This is a genomic window from Streptomyces sp. NPDC002536, assembly GCF_053594995.1.
Genome location: NZ_JBSFWU010000096.1, coordinates 1 through 21,567, shown reverse-complemented (window position 1 = coordinate 21,567; position 21,567 = coordinate 1). Strand labels below are relative to the sequence as shown.

The 21,567-nt window shown below is 69.4% G+C and carries 17 protein-coding genes; 6 read left to right on the top strand and 11 right to left on the bottom strand.

The genetic code is table 11. The features are described from left to right. Positions 1 to 38 precede the first annotated feature (38 nt). From ACWD4B_RS27905 to ACWD4B_RS27895, 3 genes are read left to right on the top strand one after another with little or no spacing between them, the layout of a single operon-like run. Positions 39 to 1,676 (top strand): glycoside hydrolase family 13 protein, encoded by a 1,638-nt coding sequence (locus ACWD4B_RS27905; RefSeq protein ID WP_451423349.1) that lies wholly within the window; start codon positions 39 to 41, stop codon positions 1,674 to 1,676. Between the two features lie 25 nt (positions 1,677 to 1,701). Beyond that, positions 1,702 to 2,808 (top strand): LacI family DNA-binding transcriptional regulator, encoded by a 1,107-nt coding sequence (locus ACWD4B_RS27900; protein ID WP_451423348.1) that lies wholly within the window; start codon positions 1,702 to 1,704, stop codon positions 2,806 to 2,808. Positions 2,809 to 2,844: 36 nt separating this feature from the next. Then, positions 2,845 to 3,870: a phosphatase PAP2 family protein gene (locus tag ACWD4B_RS27895; protein WP_451423347.1), complete on the top strand. Its 1,026-nt coding sequence runs from the start codon at positions 2,845 to 2,847 to the stop codon at positions 3,868 to 3,870. On the opposite strand, the gene ACWD4B_RS27890 is transcribed toward ACWD4B_RS27895, so the two are convergent. Both ACWD4B_RS27890 and ACWD4B_RS27885 read right to left on the bottom strand, forming a co-directional pair. Continuing rightward, entirely contained in the window at positions 3,858 to 6,908 is a 3,051-nt protein-coding gene (locus ACWD4B_RS27890; protein WP_451423346.1) for a bifunctional [glutamine synthetase] adenylyltransferase/[glutamine synthetase]-adenylyl-L-tyrosine phosphorylase, read from the bottom strand. The two genes, ACWD4B_RS27895 and ACWD4B_RS27890, sit on opposite strands and share 13 nt — an antisense overlap. A 144-nt stretch (positions 6,909 to 7,052) precedes the next feature. Next, positions 7,053 to 7,568, bottom strand: a complete 516-nt coding sequence (locus tag ACWD4B_RS27885) for a Uma2 family endonuclease (RefSeq protein WP_451423354.1) — start codon at positions 7,566 to 7,568, stop codon at positions 7,053 to 7,055. Between the two features lie 189 nt (positions 7,569 to 7,757). Here ACWD4B_RS27885 and ACWD4B_RS27880 point away from each other — a divergent pair, with 189 nt between their 5' ends. Together ACWD4B_RS27880 and ACWD4B_RS27875 are read left to right on the top strand one after the other, a co-directional pair. Next, positions 7,758 to 8,603: a helix-turn-helix domain-containing protein gene (locus ACWD4B_RS27880; RefSeq protein ID WP_451423345.1), complete on the top strand. Its 846-nt coding sequence runs from the start codon at positions 7,758 to 7,760 to the stop codon at positions 8,601 to 8,603. Further along, positions 8,600 to 8,821, top strand: a complete 222-nt coding sequence (locus tag ACWD4B_RS27875) for a DUF397 domain-containing protein (protein ID WP_451423344.1) — start codon at positions 8,600 to 8,602, stop codon at positions 8,819 to 8,821. Before ACWD4B_RS27880 ends, ACWD4B_RS27875 begins: the two co-directional genes overlap by 4 nt. Before the next feature lie 19 nt (positions 8,822 to 8,840). On the opposite strand, the gene ACWD4B_RS27870 is transcribed toward ACWD4B_RS27875, so the two are convergent. From ACWD4B_RS27870 to ACWD4B_RS27830, 9 genes are all read right to left on the bottom strand, one after another. Then, complete coding sequence (locus tag ACWD4B_RS27870; protein WP_451423343.1) at positions 8,841 to 9,548, bottom strand: 3-keto-5-aminohexanoate cleavage protein; 708 nt, start codon at positions 9,546 to 9,548, stop codon at positions 8,841 to 8,843. A gap of 297 nt (positions 9,549 to 9,845) precedes the next feature. After that, a complete protein-coding gene (locus ACWD4B_RS27865) occupies positions 9,846 to 10,007 on the bottom strand; it encodes a hypothetical protein (protein ID WP_451423342.1) in 162 nt (53 codons plus the stop codon). 204 nt (positions 10,008 to 10,211) lie between these two features. Next, the gene (locus tag ACWD4B_RS27860; protein ID WP_451423341.1) at positions 10,212 to 10,475 is read right to left on the bottom strand and encodes a hypothetical protein; all 264 of its coding nucleotides are present in this window, start codon (positions 10,473 to 10,475) and stop codon (positions 10,212 to 10,214) included. Positions 10,476 to 10,569: 94 nt separating this feature from the next. Continuing rightward, positions 10,570 to 10,977 (bottom strand): hypothetical protein, encoded by a 408-nt coding sequence (locus ACWD4B_RS27855; protein WP_451423340.1) that lies wholly within the window; start codon positions 10,975 to 10,977, stop codon positions 10,570 to 10,572. Next, positions 10,974 to 14,894, bottom strand: a complete 3,921-nt coding sequence (locus ACWD4B_RS27850; RefSeq protein WP_451423339.1) for a scabin-related ADP-ribosyltransferase — start codon at positions 14,892 to 14,894, stop codon at positions 10,974 to 10,976. Before ACWD4B_RS27850 ends, ACWD4B_RS27855 begins: the two co-directional genes overlap by 4 nt. Positions 14,895 to 15,069: 175 nt before the next feature. After that, positions 15,070 to 16,182 (bottom strand): hypothetical protein, encoded by a 1,113-nt coding sequence (locus tag ACWD4B_RS27845; protein ID WP_451423338.1) that lies wholly within the window; start codon positions 16,180 to 16,182, stop codon positions 15,070 to 15,072. After that, the gene (locus ACWD4B_RS27840) at positions 16,179 to 16,739 is read right to left on the bottom strand and encodes an RICIN domain-containing protein (RefSeq protein ID WP_451423337.1); all 561 of its coding nucleotides are present in this window, start codon (positions 16,737 to 16,739) and stop codon (positions 16,179 to 16,181) included. The genes ACWD4B_RS27845 and ACWD4B_RS27840 overlap by 4 nt, the downstream gene beginning before the upstream one ends. A 31-nt stretch (positions 16,740 to 16,770) precedes the next feature. Continuing rightward, positions 16,771 to 17,319, bottom strand: coding sequence for an RICIN domain-containing protein (locus tag ACWD4B_RS27835; protein WP_451423336.1), 549 nt, complete (start codon positions 17,317 to 17,319; stop codon positions 16,771 to 16,773). 44 nt (positions 17,320 to 17,363) lie between these two features. Continuing rightward, positions 17,364 to 18,935 carry an AbfB domain-containing protein gene (locus tag ACWD4B_RS27830; RefSeq protein WP_451423335.1) on the bottom strand — a complete coding sequence of 524 codons (1,572 nt, stop codon included), beginning with the start codon at positions 18,933 to 18,935 and terminating at the stop codon, positions 17,364 to 17,366. Between the two features lie 758 nt (positions 18,936 to 19,693). On the opposite strand from ACWD4B_RS27830, the gene ACWD4B_RS27825 reads away from it, so the two are divergent. Continuing rightward, positions 19,694 to 21,463 (top strand): hypothetical protein, encoded by a 1,770-nt coding sequence (locus ACWD4B_RS27825; RefSeq protein WP_451423334.1) that lies wholly within the window; start codon positions 19,694 to 19,696, stop codon positions 21,461 to 21,463. The last annotated feature ends 104 nt before the right edge of the window (positions 21,464 to 21,567 follow it).

The window sequence follows — 21,567 nt, the reverse complement described above, 5'->3', positions numbered from 1 at the left end:
CCCTTCAGCCGCGTACACCCCGACCCGATAGGACGTACATGACCCAGGACCTCGCGCCCTCCGTACGCCAGGCCGTCCGCCCCGCCGAGCAGGCGGAGGGATGGTGGCGCAGTGCCGTCATCTACCAGGTGTACGTGCGGTCGTTCGCCGACAGCGACGGCGACGGCATCGGCGACCTGCGCGGGATCCGCGAGCGGCTGCCCTATCTGGCCGGCCTGGGCGTGGACGCGCTGTGGCTGACCCCGTTCTACGCCTCGCCGCAGGCCGACGGCGGGTACGACGTGGCGGACTACCGGGCGGTGGACCCGCTGTTCGGGCAGCTGTCGGACGCCGACGACCTGGTGCGCGAGGCGCACCGGCTGGGCCTGCGGGTCATCGTCGACATCGTGCCGAACCACACCTCCGACCAGCATGTCTGGTTCCAGGCCGCGCTCGCGGGCCGCCGGGAGGGGACGGCCCGCGAGCGCTACCACTTCCGGCCCGGCCGGGGCGAGGGCGGTGAACTGCCGCCGAACGACTGGGAGTCCGTCTTCGGCGGCCCGGCCTGGACCCGGATCAGCGAGCCGGACGGCACGCCGGGCGACTGGTACCTGCACCTGTTCGCGCCCGAGCAGCCGGACCTCAACTGGGAGAACCCGGAGGTGCGGGAGGAGTTCGTGTCCGTCCTGCGGTTCTGGCTGGACCTGGGCGTGGACGGCTTCCGGATCGACGTCGCGCACGGCATGGTCAAGGCCCCCGGGCTGCCCGACATCGGGCGCACGGAACAGGCCAAGCTCATCGGGGCACAGGTGCTGCCGTTCTTCGACCAGGACGGGGTGCACGAGATCCACCGCGCCTGGCGGCAGTTGCTGGACTCCTACGACGGGCAGCGCATCGGCGTCGCGGAGGCATGGGCCCCGACGTCCGAGCGGCTCGCCCTGTACGTCCGTCCGGACGAACTGCACCAGGCCTTCAACTTCCAGTTCCTGACGTGCGACTGGGACGCCCAGGCGATGCGGGACGTCATCGACGGGTCGCTCGCGGCCACGCAGTCTGTGGGGGCGCCGACGACGTGGGTGCTGTCCAACCACGACGTGGTGCGGCACACCACCCGCTACGGCGGGGACGACACCGGACTCGGCCTGCGGCGGGCCCGGGCCGCGGCGCTGCTGATGCTCGCGCTGCCCGGCTCGGCCTACGTCTACCAGGGCGAGGAGCTGGGGCTGCCGGAGGTGACGGACCTGCCGGACGAGGTGCGCCAGGACCCGGCGTTCTTCCGCGGTGACGGGCAGGACGGCACCCGTGACGGCTGCCGGGTGCCGATCCCGTGGGAGGGCGAGGAGGCCCCGTACGGCTTCGGCCCGGGCGGCAGCTGGTTGCCGCAGCCGGCCGCGTGGGCGGGCCTGTCGGTGGCGGCCCAGGCCGGGGACCCGCGCTCGGTGCTGGAGCTGTACCGCTCGGCGCTGGCGCTGCGCCGGGAGCTGCCCGGTCTCGGGGACGGCGGGATGCGCTGGCTGGACGCGCCCGAGGGCGTACTGGCCTTCTCCCGGCCGGGTTTCGTGTGCACGCTCAACACGGGCCGTGACGAGGCTGCGATGCCGGTACCGGGCCGCCCGGTGGTCGCCTCCTCAGCCCTGGAATTCGCGGGCGGAACAGTCCGGCTGCCTTCGGATTGCTGTGTGTGGTGGGCAGTCTGAGATGCGACCGGTACAGTCACCTCCTGTGACCGCACGGCTGGCCGATATCGCAGCCCAGGCGGGTGTCAGCGAAGCAACCGTCAGCCGCGTCCTCAACGGCAAGCCGGGGGTGGCCGCCTCCACCCGCCAGTCCGTGCTGGCCGCGCTCGACGTGCTCGGCTACGAACGGCCCGTACGGCTGCGGCAGCGCAGTGCCGGGCTGGTCGGGCTGATCACCCCCGAGCTGGAGAACCCCATATTTCCGGCCTTCGCCCAGGTCATAGGGCAGGCCCTGACGCGCCAGGGGTACACACCCGTCCTGGCCACGCAGACGCCCGGCGGCTCCACCGAGGACGAGCTGACGGAGATGCTGGTCGACCGCGGCGTCTCCGGCATCATCTTCGTCTCCGGGCTGCACGCCGACACCTCGGCGGACATGCAGCGCTACGAGCGGCTGCGCGCGCAGGGCGTGCCGTTCGTGCTGATCAACGGCTTCTCGTCGAAGGTACGGGCCCCGTTCGTCTCCCCCGACGACCGGGCGGCCGTGCGCCTCGCGGTCACCCATTTGGCCGCACTCGGCCACCGGCGGATCGGCCTGGCACTCGGTCCGCAGCGGTACGTGCCGGTGCAGCGCAAGATCGAGGGCTTCCTGGCGAGCATGCAGGACCAGCTCGGGATGGGCGCGGAGGAGGCGGGACAGCTGGTCCAGCATTCGCTGTTCACTCTTGAGGGTGGTCAGGCCGCGGCCTCCGCCCTCATCGAGCGCGGGTGCACGGCGGTGGTGTGCGCGAGCGACATGATGGCGCTCGGGGTGGTGCGCGCGGCACGGCAGCACGGTCTCGAAGTCCCGCGCGACGTCTCGGTGGTGGGCTTCGACGACTCCCCGCTCATCGCCTTCACCGACCCGCCGCTGACCACGATCCGGCAGCCCGTGCAGTCGATGGGCCAGGCCGCGGTGCGGGCCCTGCTGGAGGAGATCGGCGGAACTCCGGCACCGCACAGCGAGTTCGTCTTCCTTCCCGAACTCGTCGTCCGCGGCTCCACCGCATCCGCTCCCGGAGTTCGTACGGATGCCCGCACGGACGGCCGTCCAGGGGCGCGCGCGCTCGCCACGAATCAGGCCGAAACAGGGCAGTCCGCGCCTCAGGGATGATCTGCGCCGGGCCTCTGTCTGGCAGACTCTTTTCCTATGGGTGAAGCCACAGTGAGGACCCTGGAAGGCAGGACGGCCGCCCCGTCACCCACCGGCGAGCGTATACAGCCGCCGGCGGACCACAGGGTGCTGCGCAGACTGCGCAGGCCCCGGCGGCCGCGGCTGTGGTTCGAGGTGCTGCTGATCGCGGTGAGTTACTGGACGTATTCACTGGTGCGCAACGCCGTTCCCGAGCAGAGAACCGCCGCCGAGCGCAACGCCGACTGGATCTGGCAGACGGAGCAGACGCTCCACATCGCCGTGGAGCACACGGTCAACCGCGCCGTGAATTCGGTGACGTGGCTGGTCGTGGGGATGAACTACTACTACGCCACCCTGCACTTCATCCTCACGGTCGGGGTCCTGGTGTGGCTCTACCGCTGGCACCCCGGCCGCTACGCGGCCGCCCGGCTGGCCCTTTTCGCCACCACCGCCGTGGCGTTGCTCGGCTACTACCTGTATCCGCTGGCCCCGCCACGGCTGATGAGCGACCTCGGCTTCGTCGACACCGTCGTGGTGCACCACACCTGGGGTTCGATGGCCTCGGGCAACCTGGCCGACATGTCCAACCAGTACGCGGCCATGCCGTCGATGCACATCGGCTGGTCGACGTGGTGCGGCTTCACGATCGCCACGCTGGCGCGGCCGGTGTGGGCGAAGGTGCTGGGGGCGCTGTACCCGGTGATGACCCTGGTGGTCATCGTCTCCACCGCCAACCACTTCTGGCTGGACGCGGTGGGCGGCCTGGTGTGCCTGTCCTTCGGCTTCGGCCTGTCGTACGCGTGGTACGGGGCGGTACCGAGCCGGCTGGCCCGCCAGGTGGCGGGGAAGGGCGGGCAGGGGGATCCTGACAGTGCCCCGAAGGGGCGCGGGGCTGTGCCTGATATGCGGCTCCGCCGCGTGGGCGCGAGCAACCACAGCCGACCCGCAGCCGAAGAACGACCGGGCCCCGTAAGGGGCGCGGGGAACTGCGCGACCGGCCACAGGCGGCCCGCGGCCGAAGGCAGCGATCAGGCCCCGTAAAACAGCTCCTCGACAACCGCCCGGGCCCGCCTCGTCGTTCGACGGTACTCGTCGAGCATGTCACCCACGTGCCCGGGCTCATAGCCCATGTACCGGGCGACGGCACCCAACTCCCGCGGATCCGCGGGAAACGTGTCCCCCGCCCGCCCGCGCACAAGCATCACCGCATTGCGCACACTCGTCGCCAGCACCCAGGCCTCGTCCAGTATCCGCGCGTCGTCCGTGGAGATCAGCCCCGCGGCCCGCGCAGCGGCAAGGGCCTCGCGGGTGCGGGTGGTGCGCAGGCCCGGCTCGGCCCAGCCGTGCTGCATCTGCAGCATCTGCACGGTCCATTCGACGTCGGACAGCCCGCCGCGGCCCAGCTTGGTGTGGGTCGTGGGGTCGGCGCCGCGCGGCAGCCGCTCGGACTCCATCCGGGCCTTCAGGCGCCGGATCTCGCGCACCGCGTCCTCGCCGAGGCCCTCGACGGGATAGCGCAGCGGATCGACGAGTTCGATGAAGCGGCGGCCCAGGTCCGCGTCACCCGCGACCATTTCGGCACGCAGCAGCGCCTGGCTCTCCCACACCAGCGACCAGCGGCGGTAGTAGGCCGCGTAGGAGGCGAGGCTGCGCACGATGGGCCCCGACCGGCCCTCGGGCCGCAGGTCGGCGTCGACGAGCAGCGGCGGGTCGGTGGTGGGCAGTTGGAGCAGCCGGCGCATCTCGCCGGCCACGGCGAACGCGGCCTTGGCGGCCTCCTCGTCGGAGACGCCCTCGCGCGGCTCGTGGACGAACAGGACGTCCGCGTCGGAACCGTAGCCCTGTTCGCGGCCGCCGAAGCGGCCCATGCCGATGACGGCGAAGCGGGTGGGCAGGGTGTCGCCCCACTCGGCGCGGACGGCGGCGCGCAGGGCCCCGGCGAGGGTGGCGGCATTGACATCGGAGACGGCGTTGCCGACGGCGTCGACGCGGGCGGAAACATCATTCCCGGCGGTCTCGGCGTGCCCGCGCGAGCCGGTGCCGTGCTCGCCGGTGGCGTGGGCGCCGTTCCCGGTCCGCCCGTAGGCGCCGATGATGTCGGCCGCGGCCGTGCGGAACAGCTCGCGGCGGCGCACCCCGCGGGCGGCGACGATCGCGGCCTCGGCGGACTCGGCACGGCCCACCGCGGCGAGGACCTCCTGCTCCAGGGCCTCCCGGCCGCGCGGCTGCAGCCCGCCCGGGTCGCCGAGCAGGGCGACGGCCTCGGGGGCGCGCAGCAGCAGGTCGGGGGCGAGGCGCCCGGCGGAGAGCACGCGGGCGAGGTTCTCGGCGGCGGCTCCTTCGTCGCGCAGCAGCCGCAGGTACCACGGCGTCCGGCCAAGCGCATCGGACACCTTGTGGAAGTTGAGCAGCCCCGCGTCCGGGTCGGCGGAGTCGGCGAACCAGCCGAGCAGCACGGGCAGCAGGGTGCGCTGGATGGCGGCCTTGCGGGAGACGCCGGAGGCCAGGGCCTCCAGGTGCCGCAGGGCGGCGGCCGGGTCGGCGTAGCCGAGGGCCTCCAGGCGCTGGCCGGCGGCCTTGGGGCTGAGCCGGATCTCGCCGGGCTCCAGCTGGGCGACGGCGTCCAACAGCGGCCGGTAGAAGAGCTTTTCGTGCAGCCGCCGCACCTCGCGGGCGTGCCGCTTCCACTCCTTGCCGAGCTCGACGACGGGCTCGGTGCGGTGACCGAGCGACCGTCCGAGGCGGCGCAGGTCGGCCTCGCCCTCGGGCATCAGGTGGGTGCGGCGCAGCCGGTACAGCTGGATGCGGTGCTCCAGGGAGCGCAGGAACCGGTAGGCGGAGTCGAGGGAGGCGGCGTCGGCACGCCCGACGTACCCGCCCGCGGCGAGGGCGGCGAGGGCATCGAGGGTGTGGCCCGTGCGCAGGGTGGCATCGCTCCGCCCGTGCACCAACTGCAGCAGCTGTACGGCGAATTCGACGTCGCGCAGTCCGCCGGGCCCGAGCTTGAGTTCACGGTCGACGTGTGTGACGGGGATGGAGGCGACGACGCGGTGACGCATCTGCTGGACGTCGGTGACGAAGTTGTCGCGCTCGGCGGCCTGCCAGACGAGGGGCGAGACGGCGTCGACGTAGTCCTGGCCGAGGTCCGGGTCCCCCGCGACGGGCCGGGCCTTGAGAAGGGCCTGGAACTCCCAGGTCTTGGCCCACCGCTGGTAGTAGGCGAGATGGGAGGAGAGCGTCCGCACGAGGGGCCCGTTGCGCCCCTCGGGACGGAGGTTGGCGTCGACGGGCCAGATGGTGCCCTCGGGGGTGACGTCGGAGCAGACGCGCATCATCCGGGAGGCGAGGCGAGTGGCGGAGCGGAGGGCGGCGGCTTCTTCGGTGCCGTTCGTCGCTTCCGCGACGAAGACGACGTCCACATCGGAGACGTAATTGAGCTCCTGTCCACCGCACTTGCCCATCCCGATGACGGCGAGCCGGCAGGCCGCGTCGTCGTCGGGATGCTCCTCGCAGGCGATCCGCAGGGCGACGCGGAGGGTGGCGGTGGCGAGGTCGGCGAGCTCGGCGGCGGTCTGGGCGATGTCGATGCTGCCGCTGACGTCGCGGGCCGCTATGGCGAGGAGACAGCGCCGGTAGGCGGCGCGGAGGGAGTCGGCGGGCGAGAGCCCCTCGGTGCGCGGGGCGAGGGCGCGCTCGAAGTCGGCGACGGTGGGGTGCAGATCGGCGGCCTCGAAGGTGACCAGCACCTGCCAGTCGTCGGGATGCCGCACGAGGTGATCACCGAGCGCCTCGGAGGCCCCGAGCACCCCGAGGAGCCGGTCGCGCAGCGGTTTGGAGGTGACGAGGGTGCCGAGCAGCGCTTGCCGGCCCGCCTCCGGCAGAGCTTCTGCCAGCCGGACGAGCGCACCGAGCGCGAGGTCGGGGTCGGCGGTGGCCCCGAGCGCGTCGAGCAGCACGGGGTCGGTCTCCGCCCCGGCCAGCGCGGGCATCCCGAGCAGCCGCTCGGCGCCGGCGGCATCGGAGAACCCGTATCGCAGCAAGCGTGTGAAGGTGCTGCTCCTGCGCCCCAGCCCCGTCATCCGCCGCCTCCAGCCCGTTGGGTCCTGGTGTCCCAGCCTATCGGGCGGGGGTGGGGGGCGGGCGTTGCGGAGGGGGTTGTTCCGACAGCGGAAACCCTCGTAATCAGCGGGGAGAAGTCGGGGTTTCCGCTGCCGGAAGCGGTGTCACTGATAGCGCGGAAGGTTCTCCGTCGAGATCGTCCAGTCGCCGATCGTGACGTCCTCGCCGTACACGAAGTTCTTACGGGTCGCGTACTGGGGGCCGGACAGGACAGCGCCCTGGCCCGTGCGCGGGTCGAAGATCGCGTAAACCGGGATCCCGAGGAGCGCGTAGTCGCGGATCTTGCCGAGCCAGTCGTTCTCCGGGTTGGAGCGGGAGACGACTTCGATAGCGACAAGGAGGGTACGGGGATCGAAGGGGCCTTCGCCTTCCATGTCCCTTTCGGCGATCACCATCACGTCCGGGCGACGCATGATGCCTTCGTGGGCGTCCTCCACATCGGGCTTCCCGGTGTGAGCCAGCAAGCCGTTCGGCATGACCGCCTCCAGGCGACGGCTGATGCGGTACGCCGTAAGTTCGTGCGGGGCATTGGGCGACGTCAGATCGTGAACGATCCCCTCCTTCGCGATCTCCAGCTTGCCGGGCACGAGTTCCTGCATGCGGTCGACGGCGTCACGCATCGCGCTGTAGGCGGGGGCTATTTGCTCGTTCACGTCACTCAGCGTGGCAGGGCGCGCGTACACAGTGCGGCCAGGAAGCCGATTCTGTACAGCTGCTGTCCAGACGTGTACGGAACTGTCCCGGCTGTCCGCCGTTACGTTGTGCCCGCGTGCGGCGTTGGGGGACGGACACAGGGGAGGTGGACACGCATGGGCGTGACGGAGGACTCCGGTTGGGAACTCGATCTGGACGGCGAGTCCGTGGTGACGGTCGCAGCAGTCGGCCGTCAGCTCAGGCTGTGGCGGGAAGCGGCAGGGCTACCGGCCAGCGAGCTCGCACGGGCGATCGGGTACAGCGCGGAGCTCGTGTACAAGGTGGAGGGCGGTACACGCATCCCGAAGCCGGACTTTCTGGACAGGGCGGATGAAGCATTGGGGGCGGGCGGGAAGCTGGCAGCGATGAAGAAGGACATCGCGGAGGCGCGGTACCCGAAGAGGGTGCGGGATCTCGCACAGTTGGAGAAGGAAGCCGTGGAGCTGTGCTCGTACAACAACACGGTCATCGACGGACTCCTGCAAACAGAGGCTTACGCGCGGGCAGTCTTCGGCAGTCGCCGACCACCCTTCGGCGCGGAGCAGCTGGAAGTGCTCGTTGCCGCTCGTGTCGCACGTCAGACGATTGTCGATGCTTCAACGGCACAGCCGGCCTTCAGCTACGTGCTGTGCGAGGCTACGTTGCGCCGCCCCATCGGAGGCAGAATGGCTATGCGGCGGCAGCTCGAACACCTGTTGAAGATCGGCCACTTGCGCAACGTGGACTTGCAGGTCCTCCCCCTGAGCAGTGAGGAGAACCCCGGTCTCGACGGCCCCTTCCGGCTGCTGAAACTCAAGGACGGCACATCGGTCGGGCTGACAGCGGTTCAACTCGCCAGCCGCGTCATCACCGACCCCAGAGAGGTCCAGTTCCTCGACCTGAGTTACGGAGCCATCCGGGCACAGGCTCTCACGCCACGGGAGTCACTGGCCTTCATCGAAAACGTACTGGGAGAGACATGATAGGCAAGCCCTCCAGCGGAGATCGTTCCACAGCGAAAGCGAAGTGGACGAAGAGCAGCTACAGCGGGCCTAGCGAGCCCTCGTGCGTGGAAGTCATGACGACCCCCGCCACCGTCCACGTCCGCGACTCCAAGAACCCACGCGGCCCACGACTCACCTTCGCCCCGGCCGCGTGGGCCACCTTCGTGGTCCACGCACCGGCGCCGGAGAACGGCTGAAGCGCCCACCAGCCGCGCCTCAGAGGCTCCGTGCAGCCCGTACGAGTACCGCATTGTCGGTTGCCGGAGCCCCATCAGGGGTGTGAAGCACGTCCTCCAGGCCGATCCTGGTGGCCAGCCCCCGGTGCACCGCCATACGCAGGACGGGCCAGGCGCCGTCGTTCCAGCCGTGGAGCAGTACCGGCGCCGGCAGGTCGGAACCGAGCTCCTGCAGGAGGCGTTCTGCCGTTGCCGGCGCGGAGTGCGGGTCCGTGTCGGTGACCTCGGCGAGGACACGCAGCACGCGAGGGGCGAACGGCGACGTGCGGAAACGGCTCGGCGCATCCGTGCCGGAGAAGATGCCGGCCTCGATGGCGACGCCCTTGTCGCACAGTGCACCGGCGACCAAGCCGGCACCGTCCTCGTGCCAGTTGACGGACGCGTGGTCGGGGGTGACGGTCCAGGACCGCACCAGAGCGGCTCTCCGGCGGGCGTCGGGGTCGGCCCACGCTCCCGTGGTCACACCGACCGGGATGCCGGGGACGGCTGCACGTACCTCCTCGACGGCCCGGGCGACGACGTCGGGGTCGAGTGTGTCGGTACCGTCAGGTCCCTTGGGGTGCAAATGGACATCCTGCGCTCCGGCAGCGATTGCCGTTCGAGCCGCCTCGGCGAGCTCGGCCGGGGTGACGGGCAGGGTCGGGCAATGCGCCCGCAACCGGGGGCCGTTCAGGCATACCTGCAACATACACACGATGGCGGCACGCGGGACTGACATCGCGCGCCCCCGCCGAGGGCGGCGTACGCCCCTACCGCGGGATGACCGGCACGGCCCTGCCCCGACAGCCCGTCGCTACGCGAGTGTGGCCGTACTTCGTCCATCACAGCTCCAAGGAAGGGCAGTTGGGCGTGAGGCAGCCGCGTCCCGTTGCGCAGCCGCACACCGATGATCCGGCTCGACCGGGTTCGGGTCCCAGCGCCGCGCCCACACTGAGACGCAGCGCCGGGGCCCGAACCACCCGCCGCAATCAATCGCGGAAGCGATTCACTCGACCCACTCGATCTCCCACTGCGAGGACTCCACGAACGATTCGAGCGCCGCCATGTCCTCCACCCAGTAGTCGCCCCCGCCCGTCGGCTCGGACAGGTCGTCAACAAGAAAGACGTAGTACCCACCCGTAACATCGGAATCGTCATGAAGTTTCACAAAGTAACCCTCGTAAAACCCAGACAGGATACGACCGCACCTCCCCAGTTCAATTTTCGTCATTTGCTGCCTGCCGAGAGTGGAACGTGGTTGTTGGCCAAGGGCTTTCCGGCTTCATCAAAGATCTCGAAGTGTACGTGCGGCACATCCGGCCAGTGGCCTCCCACGAGTGAATCGGGGTCGACGCGGAACCCGCGGCGCCTGTCAGCGCTCCGTCGTCTCCCTCAGCCTGCGGGCGATCTCCAGATCCAGGTCGAGTGCGCTGAGTCTGACCGGATCACGCTGGTCGTCGAGCACAACGACATGGAACTCCCTGCCGACGATGTCGGATCGGTCGCCCGAGGGCCACTCCGGGTCCTTGGTGTTGTCGATCAGGCCCCGCATTCCGTCCAGAGTCTCGACCTCCAATCCCCAAGGCCGAACCGCGACCACCGTCACGTCGGCCTCATGGTCCTGCAGAAAGCCCATGCCTGCCTCCCAAACCCTTCGAGTATTACTGCTTGATGCCGTTGGGAATAGCCGAAGAGGCCCCACCGGTGACGGATCCGGCGAGGCCTCATGGCTACTTGTTCGGGAACCCGAAGAACCGCATCACCGCTCGGCGCTGGTCTTCGAGCGTACCCACTTCGGAGAACTGAGCCGACGCGAAGATGTCCACCAGATCAGCATCGGTCAACGGCGGATCCCGCCGTAAGGTGTAGGCGAGCCGGCCGTTGGACATCTGGCGACCCATCCCTGACGGGAAGACCGTAGGGCGCGACCCCTGGCAGCAGAGGAGGAGCCCTTCTCCTTCAAGGGTGCGGCGCACGGCCTTGAGGCACTCGAAGAGATCCACATCCGGATGAACGGTAGTCGTCCCATCGGCCCGGACCAGCTTGACGCTTGGTGTGCCCGAGTCCTCAACCTCAAGAACCACGGTCTCCCGGCGACCATCATGACCGCCGGCTATCAGGCGCACTTCTTCCATCACAGTCCCAGGGGGCGGTAGTTGGGGTTGGGTAGCCAGGTCCCGTTGCGTAGCCGTACACCGATGATCCGGCTCGGGTCGATACGCCCTGGAATCGCGATCTCCTCCTCGTCGGCATACACGTTCTCCGGCCATGCCTCGTTCACGTCGATCCCGAAAATCCCGTCGATCTGGTACACGTTGCCACCGCGGCCTTTGGCAATGGACTCGTACTTGGTCGTCGCCACGTACCCCGAGTCCTTCGACCATCCGGAAGCATGTTCCATCAGATCCATGTTGGACCCGCGCGGCTCGAACCCAATCTTGAAGATCTCATCCGGTCCCCGGGTGTCGCTCCGGTACACGACCTTGGGGCGGCACTTCTTGTACTCAGCGGCCGCGGCGCTCGCGAACCCCTGGTACGCATGGGCGGCCGGCTGACCGCCCGCGGCGAAGCCATGCTTAGGTTTCTTGGGACGCTTCGGCGGGTCGGAATCCACCAAGCAGGCGGGAATCTTCTTCCGGATCTTCTCAAGGGCCTCCTCGAACTTCTTGAGCTTCTTGCGTGCTGCAGCGACCTTGTCGAGGAACTTGTTGATACCCCAGACGGCCTTCGAGATCTTCGGGAGCTTTCCGACGATCTTGAGTGCCTTCGCTGGTCCGGCGTTCTGGACTACCGCCCAGATGCAGATGGGGATGTCCCCGGTGTCGATGCACTCCTTAATGTCCTCGGCGAAGAGTTCGATGAGGATCTCGGCGCCGTTTTCCTTGAGGTAGTCGAAGAGGCTCTTCTCCGCGAGGTCCTTGAGGTCCTTGTACTCCTCGGAGGTGAGTCCGGAGTCCTTGAGTGCCTCGTCCAGGTCCGAACCCTTGTCGGGTTCTCCCTTCGGTTCTTCCTTCGGCTTGGCGGCTTCCGTGCGGTCCTTGCCTGCCTGTTCGCTCTCGTATTTCTCGGCCTTCTTGGCTGCCTCGTCGGCCCCCTTGGCATACTCGTCGGCCTTTTCGGCGGCGGCCTCCGCCGACTTGGCGTGCTCCTCGGCGGAGTCGGCGAGTTTGCCGGCGGCCTCGGCGTCCTGAGTCGCCTGCTTGGCAGCGCCCTGGGCGGTCGTGGCCTCCTTCTCGGCCAGGGCGGCGAGGCTGTTGGCTGCCGCGGCCTGGTTGTCAGCCTCGGTGGAGGCGGCGCGGGCGCGAACGGCTTCGGACTCGGCCTGGTTGGCCGCGTCGCTTGCCGCCGACGCGTCTGCATAGGCCTCGTTGGCGGCGTTGCGAGCGTCGTTGGCATCGGTTTGGGCCTGGGCGTCCGCCTCGTTGGCGTGGGCCGCGGCCGCGCGGGCCTGAGCGGCCTCCTCTGCTGCCTGGGCGGCGGACTTCAGCGCGGCCGCCGTCGAGCGTGCCGCGTCCGCGGAGGAACGGGCCGCATCGGCGGCGGCCTTGAAGGCCGGAGCCACCTGGGCGTTGGCCCGGGCCGCGGCGGCCTCTGCAGCGTCGGCGGCTTTCCCCGCCTCGGCTGCCTTGGCCTCTGCCGACGTGACCTGGTCCGCACCCAGCTTCTTCGCGGCCGCAGCCACGGCGGCGGCGAAATCGGCGTCGACGTCGGAACCGCTGAAGGGGGCGGTCAGTTCGATGGCCGTGTTGGCAGGGTCGGCGATGCCGGCTGCGGCAGCCCTGGCCGCCGCGGACGCCTGCACCGCGACCGTGGCCTGGATCTGCGCCATGGCGGACTCGCGGGACGCGCCGTCAGCCTCGTCCTTGGTGCGATTGGCCGCCTGCAAGGCGTCCTTTGCCTCGGTCGCAGCCAATCCCGCCAGACGGGCAGCCTCGTGCGCGGCCATGCCCGCACGCGCCTCCTGAGCGGTCGCCTCTGCGGCCTTGCTGTTGGCCCGCTCGGCCGCGGCATGGGTGGCGGCAGCCTCGGACTCGGCCTGCTTCGCTGCCTGGTTGGCGGCGGCCGCAGCCGCCTCGGCTTGGTTCGCGGCCGCGTTGGCGCGCGCGGCGTGCGCGGAGGCCTCCGCCGCCGCGGCCCGCGCCCGGGAGGCAGCCCCCTCGGCCTCGATGGCCGCCGAACGAGACCGTATGGCCGCGCCGCTCGCCTCGTCGGCAGCCGAACGGGCCCGGCCTGCGGCTTCGCCCGCCGTCCCGGCTTCCGCCCGCGCCTCGTCCGCCGCTCGGCGGGCATCCTGGGCCGCTTCCGTGCCCTTGGCCGCGGCGGCTATCGCCTCCAGGGCCCGGGCCCTGGCTTCCTGCGCCTTGTGCTCCCGCTCGGCGTCGGACGCCTTGTTCCGCGCCTCACGCGCCTTGGTCTCCTCGCCGCGGGCCTGCTCATCCGCCTTGGCCGCCTTGCCCTCCTGGGCGGCTGCCCTCTCCCGCGCCGCTGCCGCGTCGGCCGCGGCCGCCTGCGCCTCCGCGCGCTTGGCCGCCGCCGTACGGGCTTCGGCCTCCGCGCGGGCGCGTGCTTGCGCGGCGTTATCACGCTCGCGTTCCGCCCGGGCACGCGCTTCAGCAGCCAGAGCGCGCTCTTGCTCGGCAATCGCCCGCTGCTCAGCAGCGATCTTGGCCTGCCGTTGGGCCTCCACACGAGCATCGCGCGTCTTCTTTGCGTGGTCCCAGGCTGCCTGCTCGGCCTTCTGAGCGTCGATGCGGGCTTGCTTCGCCTTGTCGGCCGCGTCGGCGGCGATCCTGGCCTGCCGGCCGGCGGCGTCCGCCAGCTCGGCGGCGGCCCGGGCGTGCTGCTCGGCGTTGGCGCGCCACTGCTTGGCCTGCTCCTCGTGCAACTCGGCCTGGTTCTTGGCCTCGAGGCCCGCTGCGTCGACCGCCGTGGCGTCCACTGCATGCTGGGCGGTCTCGGTGGCCTTGACCGCGGCCCGGGACGCGGATGCCATCCCCTCTGCGATCTCGGCCCACTGCGCGCCATGGGGCAGTCCCGTGTCCACCAGGACGTCGGCCTGCACCTTGGCCCGGCCCGCGGCGACCTCGGCCTGCTTGGCCGCCTCCTCGGCGTTCTTGACCTGGCGGGCGACCTCGGCCTTGACCTGGTCGTATTCCGACAGACGTTTGCCGGCCCGGTCGGCGGCGAGCATCCGGTCGGCCTGGCGTGACACCGCGGCTGCCGAACTCATCGCGTTGGAGGCGTTCTTGAGCGCCTTGACCGCGTCACCGTGGGCCGCGATCAGCTTGGTACGCGCCTCGGCCGCGCGGGCGGCGTTCTCGGCCAGCTTCCGTAACTTCTCGGCGGCCTCCTGGGCCTCTTTCTGGGCCTTCTCCTGGGCGGCCCGCGCGTCGGCGTCCTTCTGCGCGGCGACCAGGTAGCCCTTCTCCAGGAACTCCGCGATCACCTTGTCGTCGTTCGACGCCAGCGCTGCCTGGGCGGCTTTCTTGACCTCTGGCCCGCCGGAGGCTGCCAGCATCTCGACACGCTTGAGGTTCTCCTCCGCACGCTTCTTGTCGTTCTGCTCGGTGGACTTGTCCCGCCCCCGAGCAATGTCGGCGCCGAACGCCAGGAAGTCGGCGCGGTCCCTGGCGTCCCCCTTCAGGACACGCTCGACCTCGCTCTCGAAGTACGGGCCACCGGTGCCCCGCATCGCCTCGACCTTCCGACGGTTGCCGGCGTCGACAGCTTCCTTCTTCTCCTTGGCACGCTTGCGGGCCTCTGCCTCACCGTGGTCCAGAAACTCCCGGAGCGCGTTGGGATCGGTACTCTCCAGCGCTTGCTTGGCGGCCTCCTTGACCTCGTCTTCCTCATCGAACTCCGCGAAGACCTCGACCAATTGCCGGTCGCGCTCGTCACTGATCCTGTCGAGCTCGGAACGTGGCAGAGCCGCCTGCGTGTCGGCCGTCTTCAGCAGAGCGGAGAGGGAACGAGCAGCCGCGAGCGACCTGGCGGGCGGCTGTGCGACAGCGGCCTGCTCCGTCAGGCCGCCCAGCAGTGCCACGGCCACCGCCATGGTCACGGCCTTCGTCGCCGCCGCGGGCGCACCGGTGCGTCTTCTTCCGGCCCCGGGCCGGAATCTACCTATCAAGGGGAACTCCCTGTCGAGAGGGGAAAAGAAATCCCCCGCCCTTCGCGTGCGGGCAGGGGATGTGAGATGAAGCGAGAAACCGGCGAATCAATAAGGGACTTCAGCCCTTCACGCGGTTCTCGCTGTCCTGGGCCCGGTCGAACATGTTCTTCCAGAACGCGGCCGTACCGGCCGCGTCCGCCTGTTCCTTGGCCCAGGATTCCTGATTGGTCTCGGCCGACCCGGCGATGTGCCTCCAGAGTCCGTCCGCGTCCTCCTCGGCGGCCTTGGCGATCTTCTTCCAGCTCTCCGCCTGCGCCGTGGCCGCCTCCTGCTCGGCCTGCCATGCTCTGCGGGCGGCGTCGGCGTGGTCGGCCACCGACTTCCATGCATCTTCGACCTCGGCCCGGGCCTTCGCAGCATCGGTCGAACCCTTCAGTGCCTCCTCGGCGGCCATGGCCTTCTCTATCAACAGCGACAGGGTGTGGTGGCGCACGGTCTCCGCGTCGGCGGACCGCAGCCGGTATGCCTCCAGGTCCAGGGACGCGCCTGTCGACCAGCCGTAGCCGAAGAACTCCTCGACGTCCGCGTCGGTTGCCACGGGCCGCAGGGCCCACTGCGCCGCGACGCGTACCTGCTCGCCCGGGTCGTGCTCGGCAATGTTCCGCACGAAGTCCCGGTCCTTGGCGGCGACTTCCTGCCGATGTCGCACGTCCGCCTCCCTGGCCGCCCGGTCACGCTTCTGTGCCTCGGCGTAGCCCGACTTGGCGAACGCCGCCCGGTCCGCGTCAGAGCCCTTCAGGGCACGTTCCGCCGCGGCGTGCACCGACGGGGAGAACTCCACGGTGTGCGTACCCGCCACCCGCTCGCAGAAGGCACGGTTGAGGTTCTTCGTCTCCTTCATGCGTCGCATGGCGGCATCGAAACCGCCACCGGGGGCGAGCCATTCAGCGATCGCCGCGTCGCCGCGGGAGCTGCGCAGGGCGAGCCATGCCGATGTGCGGATCTCGGACGGGAGGTTCGACATCGCCATGTTGAGGACTCGGTCCCGCGCTGCTTGGGCCGCCATCGCTCTGACGGGCGAAGGCTGGTCGACTGCGACGGCTGTCGCGGCCGGTGCGGCAGCCCGGGCCGGAGCCGCTCCGACGACGGTCATGCCGCCGACCAGCACTCCGGCCGTCAACACCGGGACGAACCATCGCTGAGCGCGTACCGCTGGCCTCTCAGTGGTCACTTGACCACCTTGATCTGCCAGAGCTGGTCGATGCTCTGGTCGCACTGCCACGAGATCGCTCTTATGCCGTTCTTCCGAGGGTCGGCTCCACCGTTGATGTTCAAGCAGCGGTCGGTGGTGTGGGTGACCCGGAACTCGTAGAGCTTCTTGACGGGGTCGACGAGGGGGGTCTGCCAGCGCATCTGCTTGCCCCCGGTGCACTCCCATATCTGCACGTCGGCGCCATTCTGGGTGCCGCTGTTCTCGACTTCGAGGCACTTGCCGCTGCGCACGGACCGAAGTTCGAAGGACGAGTTGTCGACGGGGATCACACGCCACTTCTGGGAGTCGGAACCGTCACAAGCCCACTGGATGGCCTTGGCGCCGTTCTGGGTGTTGGTGGTCGCGTCACCTGCGATGTCCAGGCACATATCGCTGGCCGGCATCCGAAGGTTGACGATCGTCTCGGCAGGTGTGGGGTCGGCGGTGCCCGGCACGGCGTGTGCGGCGGTCGTGCAGACGACCGCTGTGGCGGCGCCGGTGCAGGCAACCAGTGCGGAACGGAGGAACTTGACCATCGTGAAATCCGTTTCGTCTCAGCAGTGGATGTCAGGACGCAGCCGACAGCATGCGCCAGCGCTTGTTGGAGGCTCCGTTGCAGGGATAGATCCCCGCTCTGGACCCGTCGGCCTGGCTGCTCGCGCCGTTGTCATCGGTGAAGTAGGGGATGGTCAGGCAGTACTCCGGAGCGTTCACGGGACGCAGCTCGTACAGGTCCTTGGCAACCTCGACGAGCAACACCTGCCAGCGCTGTTCGGAGCCGTCGGAGCACCACAGCTGTGTGACGTCACGAGAGGCCCTGTCGGCGGCAAGACAGCGCCCGCTGTGCTTGGCCTGCACGGAGATCGTCCCCGAACGGCTGGAGCGCAGCTTGAAGATCTGGCTGTCCAGATCCTCGGCGCAGGGCTGCTGGACAGCGTTCGCTCCGGTGCCGATGCGAGCGTTCTCGATGGTGAGGCACTTGCCGCTGTGCTCAGCCTGCAGGCGCACGGACGTGTAGGTGTCAGTGAACTGGTCCGCGTACGCAGAGGTCGCGCCGCCGACCAGCGCTGCAATGCTGGCGCCGACGGCCAGCGCGGCTCGAATGGTCCGGGGCATCGTGAGTTCCGTTCTTCTGGGTGGGGGCTTTCGGGCGAAGCGGGTCAGTCTGCGAACGGCTCGGTGATCAGCCAGGTGGAATCCCTGTTGAAGTCGGTGCCGTACTGGGGTTGCGCGTAGAGCTCCCCTTGGAAGTTCTGCAGCCAGACGCCCGGCTTGCTGGCCAACTCGAAGGACTTCCCGTACCCGTTGAAGCCCGGACGGGGGCACCACGTAGCGTCTCTCCGGAATTCCGAGCTGCCGTCGTCCCCGGAGACCCACACGACGTCCTGCCCGCGTGCCCCGCGTGCCATCAGGTAGTAGCCGGGCTTGCCCACCGACTCGAAGGAGAAGCAGCCAGGGTTGTTGGCCAGCGCAGGCACAATGACCCAAGTGGCGTCCTCCCGGTCGGCCTTGTTCCTCGAATGGCCGTTGGGGGCGGTGTAGGCCCGGTTGCCGTCCGGACCGGACCGGCGGATGTACCACGCCTCGTCGGTGACGAAGCTCGACATGACGGACTGCCGCCGCGCCCGATACTGGCTGTCTTCCTTCAGGAAAGCGGCGACGTCCTCGTCACTGCCGGTCAGCGCCCTCTTGGCCGCAGCCACCAGATTGGGGTTCACGCCGCCGTTCTCCGCGGCCGCCTGGATCCGCCGGGCGAGCGCCCGGTTGGCCTCGGCGAGCTTCTTTCGTCGAATCTCGTCGTCGCGCTTGTACGCCTCATCGGCCCCGGCGCGAAGGAACTTCCTCCACTCCGCCGGGTCGGAGCTGAGTGCTGCCTTCTGGGCGGCCGCGAAGAGCTCGGTACCCTTGACGTCGTCGGGCGCCACGCGCAGCAGTTCGCGGATGAAGTTGTCGTCGGCGAGGCCGAGCATGGCCTCAGTCGGGGTGGTGCGGAAGAGCGCCGCGACGTTCTTGCGGGCGGCGAGCTCCTTCTTGCGCTCGGCCTCCTGCCGGTTCTTCTCCTCGATCTCCTTGAGCTCATTCTCGACGTCGCGCTTATGGGCCTCACGGACGCCGTTGACAATGAACTCCCGCCAGTCCGCAGCATTTCCGCCCAGCGCCTTGGCCGCGGCGGCCTTGACCTCGGGACCGGCAGCCGCGTGCTTCATGATGGCGCGGATGAAATTGTCGTCGCTGAGCTCCAGGAGTTCCGGGCTGCTCGGGATACCGACAGCGAGGAGCGCCTGGGACTTGGCGAGTCTGGCCGCGCGGGCAGCCTCGTCCCGTTCGTCCTCCCGCTTCTGGTCGAGCCTGCGCGCCTCGTCGATTCCCGTGGTGATGAATCGCACCCGGTCCTCGTCCTTGGTGCTGAACATGGCCTCTTCCGCGGCCGTACGCACCGTCGCCAGCTTCTCGCCCGCGTCCCTGGCCTTCTGCCACAGCAGATGGATGAAGTCGTAGTCGCTGAGCTGGAGTTCCGCCGGGGTCGGTTCGTAGCCGACCTTTACTGCCGCGTCGACGCGCTGCTCGTAGGTCGTGCCGATGACGGTGGTCTGGGCAGCCGCCGTCGAGGGCTCGGCTGCGGCGGCGCCCGGGGCGACGGCGGCGGTGACGGCGGCCAGCGCGGTGGTGGTCACGATGCCTCGGGTGACGAGCTCCCGGACACGCGCGGAGGTGAGGTGTCTGTTGTACATGGTGATTTCGGTAATCCCTCGGGCGTCGCGCAAGGCGACGATGTGTGGCGGGAAAGCGAACGATCGCAGGGGGCATGCAAGGTCACGACGGCATGGAAGGCTGCGAGTCCGTCCTGGTCAGATCGAGCGAATGGCGCCTGCAACATGGCGCTGTATTGCAACGGTCGACGTGTTTCGGCGATCGAGGACAGCACGGGGCGGCGACGGACGCTCACACATCCGCGCGCACACGTAATTCACCGGCTCCCCCTCCCCGGTCGCCGAGCCGCCGGACCGTTCTTTCGTGATCGTAACGGGCTCTCCTGAACACGACAACGATCTTCTTTCCGCCACCGGAATTTACCGTTCCGTGGCGAGCGCTATAACCGTCACAGCCCACAGGGATTCAACGTCCAGGAATAATGAAGCCTGGAACAAATGGCCAACTTCACACAAAGTTGGCACAGTTGAGGCCACCACAGCTGCGCGCAACCTCCGCCGACCACACAAGCAGACAGCTTGAACCGCTCATCGGACCGGCTGAAACAGATCACCGCACATGGCCCGATCCCGACACCCAAGGACGACAGGAAATTCTCACCTGTGGATTTGGGTCTCCCTGCCGACGGCAAGGCGCTGTGCCACGGGCCCACCCCCGCCGGGAGGAGGGGAATGGCCCCCTCCGCAGGATGACCGCTATAGCCATGCGGCCGATTGAACACTTCGCCGGGTGACGAAAGCGTGGAGCTGCCCCACACCGACACCTGCAGAGGACGACCATGCCCCACTCCAGACAGCGGCTCTCCGCCCGGCGCGTCACGACAACGGTCATGGTTTCGGCCGTGGTTCTCGCCGTCACCGGTACCACCGTCGCCCAGGCCGCACCCGTCAGACCGGAGAGCGGGGCATCCGCCCCGGCCCCGCAGGAATTCGCCGACGAATACACGCACATCGTCGTCGACAAGCGGCCCCGGGGCGAGGCGAATCCCGACGAACTGCGCGAGTCCCTGCACCGGAACGGGCTGCAGACGGCGAAGAGCCGTTGGGTCGCCGAGGGCAAGAACGTGGATGCCGAGCTGGCGAGGGCCGGTTCGGGGTATGCGAAGAACGGGCATCACGAGCACGTCTTCATGTGGGATTCCACGAGGAAGGGCATCGAGGGCGGCAACGCCATCGAGAAGAACGGCGACGCCATCAGGGTCAAGATCCGGTGGGATGCCCTGAAGAAGGACGGCCGTTTCCTCAGCGGCACGCTCAAGGGCGACAGCGGCGGCGGGCCCCTCGGCGGCGAGTCCACCAATGGCGCCTGGGCCTACAAGGGGGACATACCCCGGAAGTACCTGTTCATCGTCGGCGTGGACGACGCCTCGCACCCCGGAATGGGCCAGTGGCTCGCCGGCAAGGGCTGGCCCGACGGCAACGGCGTGTGCGGGGGCGGGAGTTCGTCGGGGCGGGCGAAGCGGTCCGTGGTCGCCTGCGAGAAGCCCACAGGTGAGAAGCCGTCCGGCGAGACGGCCCTCGAAGACCTGGAGGCGCGGCAGGTCGAGCAGGTCTTCGGCGAACTGGCCGGGAAGTACGGGCTGAAGGTCGTCGCCCCCGACGGCAAGCAGCTGTCGCCCTCCGAGATCCACGCCCGGATCCGCGGCTACAGCAAGCTCTCGCCCGAGGCGAAGGCAAAGCTCCGGGCGAACTTCAAGTCGGCCGGGAGCACGGCCAAGGGGGCCCTGCTGGTGGCCGGCGGGGTGCTGTGGGCGAAGGGCGTTCACGACGCCTTCGCCAACGACACCACCAGCCTGGACAAGGCGGCCGCCATCACGGCGATCGTCCCCTTCGTGGGCTGCGGCACCCAGGCCGGGGCCGCCGCCGATCACGGCACGTTCGACGCCGACGACACCGCGGCCTGCTTCGGTGCCGATGCGCTGCTGGTCTCGCCGCTGTGGCCGGCCGGGATCACCCTCCACGGCGCCCGTTACTTCACGGACAAGTGGAAGGAGGCGCAGATCCCCTCGATCACGGTGTTCCAGCAGGCCCGCGACGAGGCGTGGCGGAAGTCCGTCGACGACTTCCGGGCCGACGGCCTGCAGAAGCTGGTGAAGTCGGCCGCCGAGGCGGAGGAACAGCAACTCGCCGCGGAGAAGGCCGTGATCCTGCACAACGCCGCCGAGAAGATGGCCGAGATCGACAAGGGCGGTGCCTCCGCCGAGGCGAAGAAGCTGCTGAAGTGGAGCACCGAGCGCAAGGCGCGCGAGCAGATCAAGGAGCTGCCGGGGAAGCTGCGCAAGCAGTTCGACACGGCGATCCGTGACGCGCTCGTGGAGCGCGCGAAGCAATACAACGAGGAGTTCATCAAGCAGGAGGTGAACATCTCCCGCTGGACCGAGGAGTCCTGGCAGGCGGCCCTGCACGGGCCCAGCCACTCCCGCGCGGACCGGCAGGAGTACCTGGACAAGCTGGTCCAGCGCCTCCGTGACGCCGACATGCTGCCGCCGGTGCCGGACGCCGACAGCCTCCGGCCGGACATCGAGCGGGCCCGGAAGGCCCTGGCCTGAGCGCAGTGCTTCGGCTGCGGGTTCGTCGTGGCTGGTCGCGCCCACGCGGCGGAGCCGCATGATGTAACAGCCCCGGGGGCCCGGCGGGGGGGGGGGGGTCCCCG

Bases quoted from the DNA above. Each gene is read 5' to 3' on its own strand.
- ACWD4B_RS27850 (WP_451423339.1), bottom strand. From the start codon at position 14,894: ATGGCGGTGGCCGTGGCACTGCTGGGCGGCCTGACGGAGCAGGCCGCT.
- ACWD4B_RS27840 (WP_451423337.1), bottom strand. From the start codon at position 16,739: ATGGTCAAGTTCCTCCGTTCCGCACTGGTTGCCTGCACCGGCGCCGCC.
- ACWD4B_RS27870 (WP_451423343.1), bottom strand. From the start codon at position 9,548: ATGTTGCAGGTATGCCTGAACGGCCCCCGGTTGCGGGCGCATTGCCCG.
- ACWD4B_RS27895 (WP_451423347.1), top strand. From the start codon at position 2,845: ATGGGTGAAGCCACAGTGAGGACCCTGGAAGGCAGGACGGCCGCCCCG.
- ACWD4B_RS27890 (WP_451423346.1), bottom strand. From the start codon at position 6,908: ATGACGGGGCTGGGGCGCAGGAGCAGCACCTTCACACGCTTGCTGCGA.
- ACWD4B_RS27905 (WP_451423349.1), top strand. From the start codon at position 39: ATGACCCAGGACCTCGCGCCCTCCGTACGCCAGGCCGTCCGCCCCGCC.
- ACWD4B_RS27830 (WP_451423335.1), bottom strand. From the start codon at position 18,935: ATGTACAACAGACACCTCACCTCCGCGCGTGTCCGGGAGCTCGTCACC.
- ACWD4B_RS27880 (WP_451423345.1), top strand. From the start codon at position 7,758: ATGGGCGTGACGGAGGACTCCGGTTGGGAACTCGATCTGGACGGCGAG.
- ACWD4B_RS27875 (WP_451423344.1), top strand. From the start codon at position 8,600: ATGATAGGCAAGCCCTCCAGCGGAGATCGTTCCACAGCGAAAGCGAAG.
- ACWD4B_RS27860 (WP_451423341.1), bottom strand. From the start codon at position 10,475: ATGGGCTTTCTGCAGGACCATGAGGCCGACGTGACGGTGGTCGCGGTT.
- ACWD4B_RS27885 (WP_451423354.1), bottom strand. From the start codon at position 7,568: ATGCGTGACGCCGTCGACCGCATGCAGGAACTCGTGCCCGGCAAGCTG.
- ACWD4B_RS27825 (WP_451423334.1), top strand. From the start codon at position 19,694: ATGCCCCACTCCAGACAGCGGCTCTCCGCCCGGCGCGTCACGACAACG.
- ACWD4B_RS27835 (WP_451423336.1), bottom strand. From the start codon at position 17,319: ATGCCCCGGACCATTCGAGCCGCGCTGGCCGTCGGCGCCAGCATTGCA.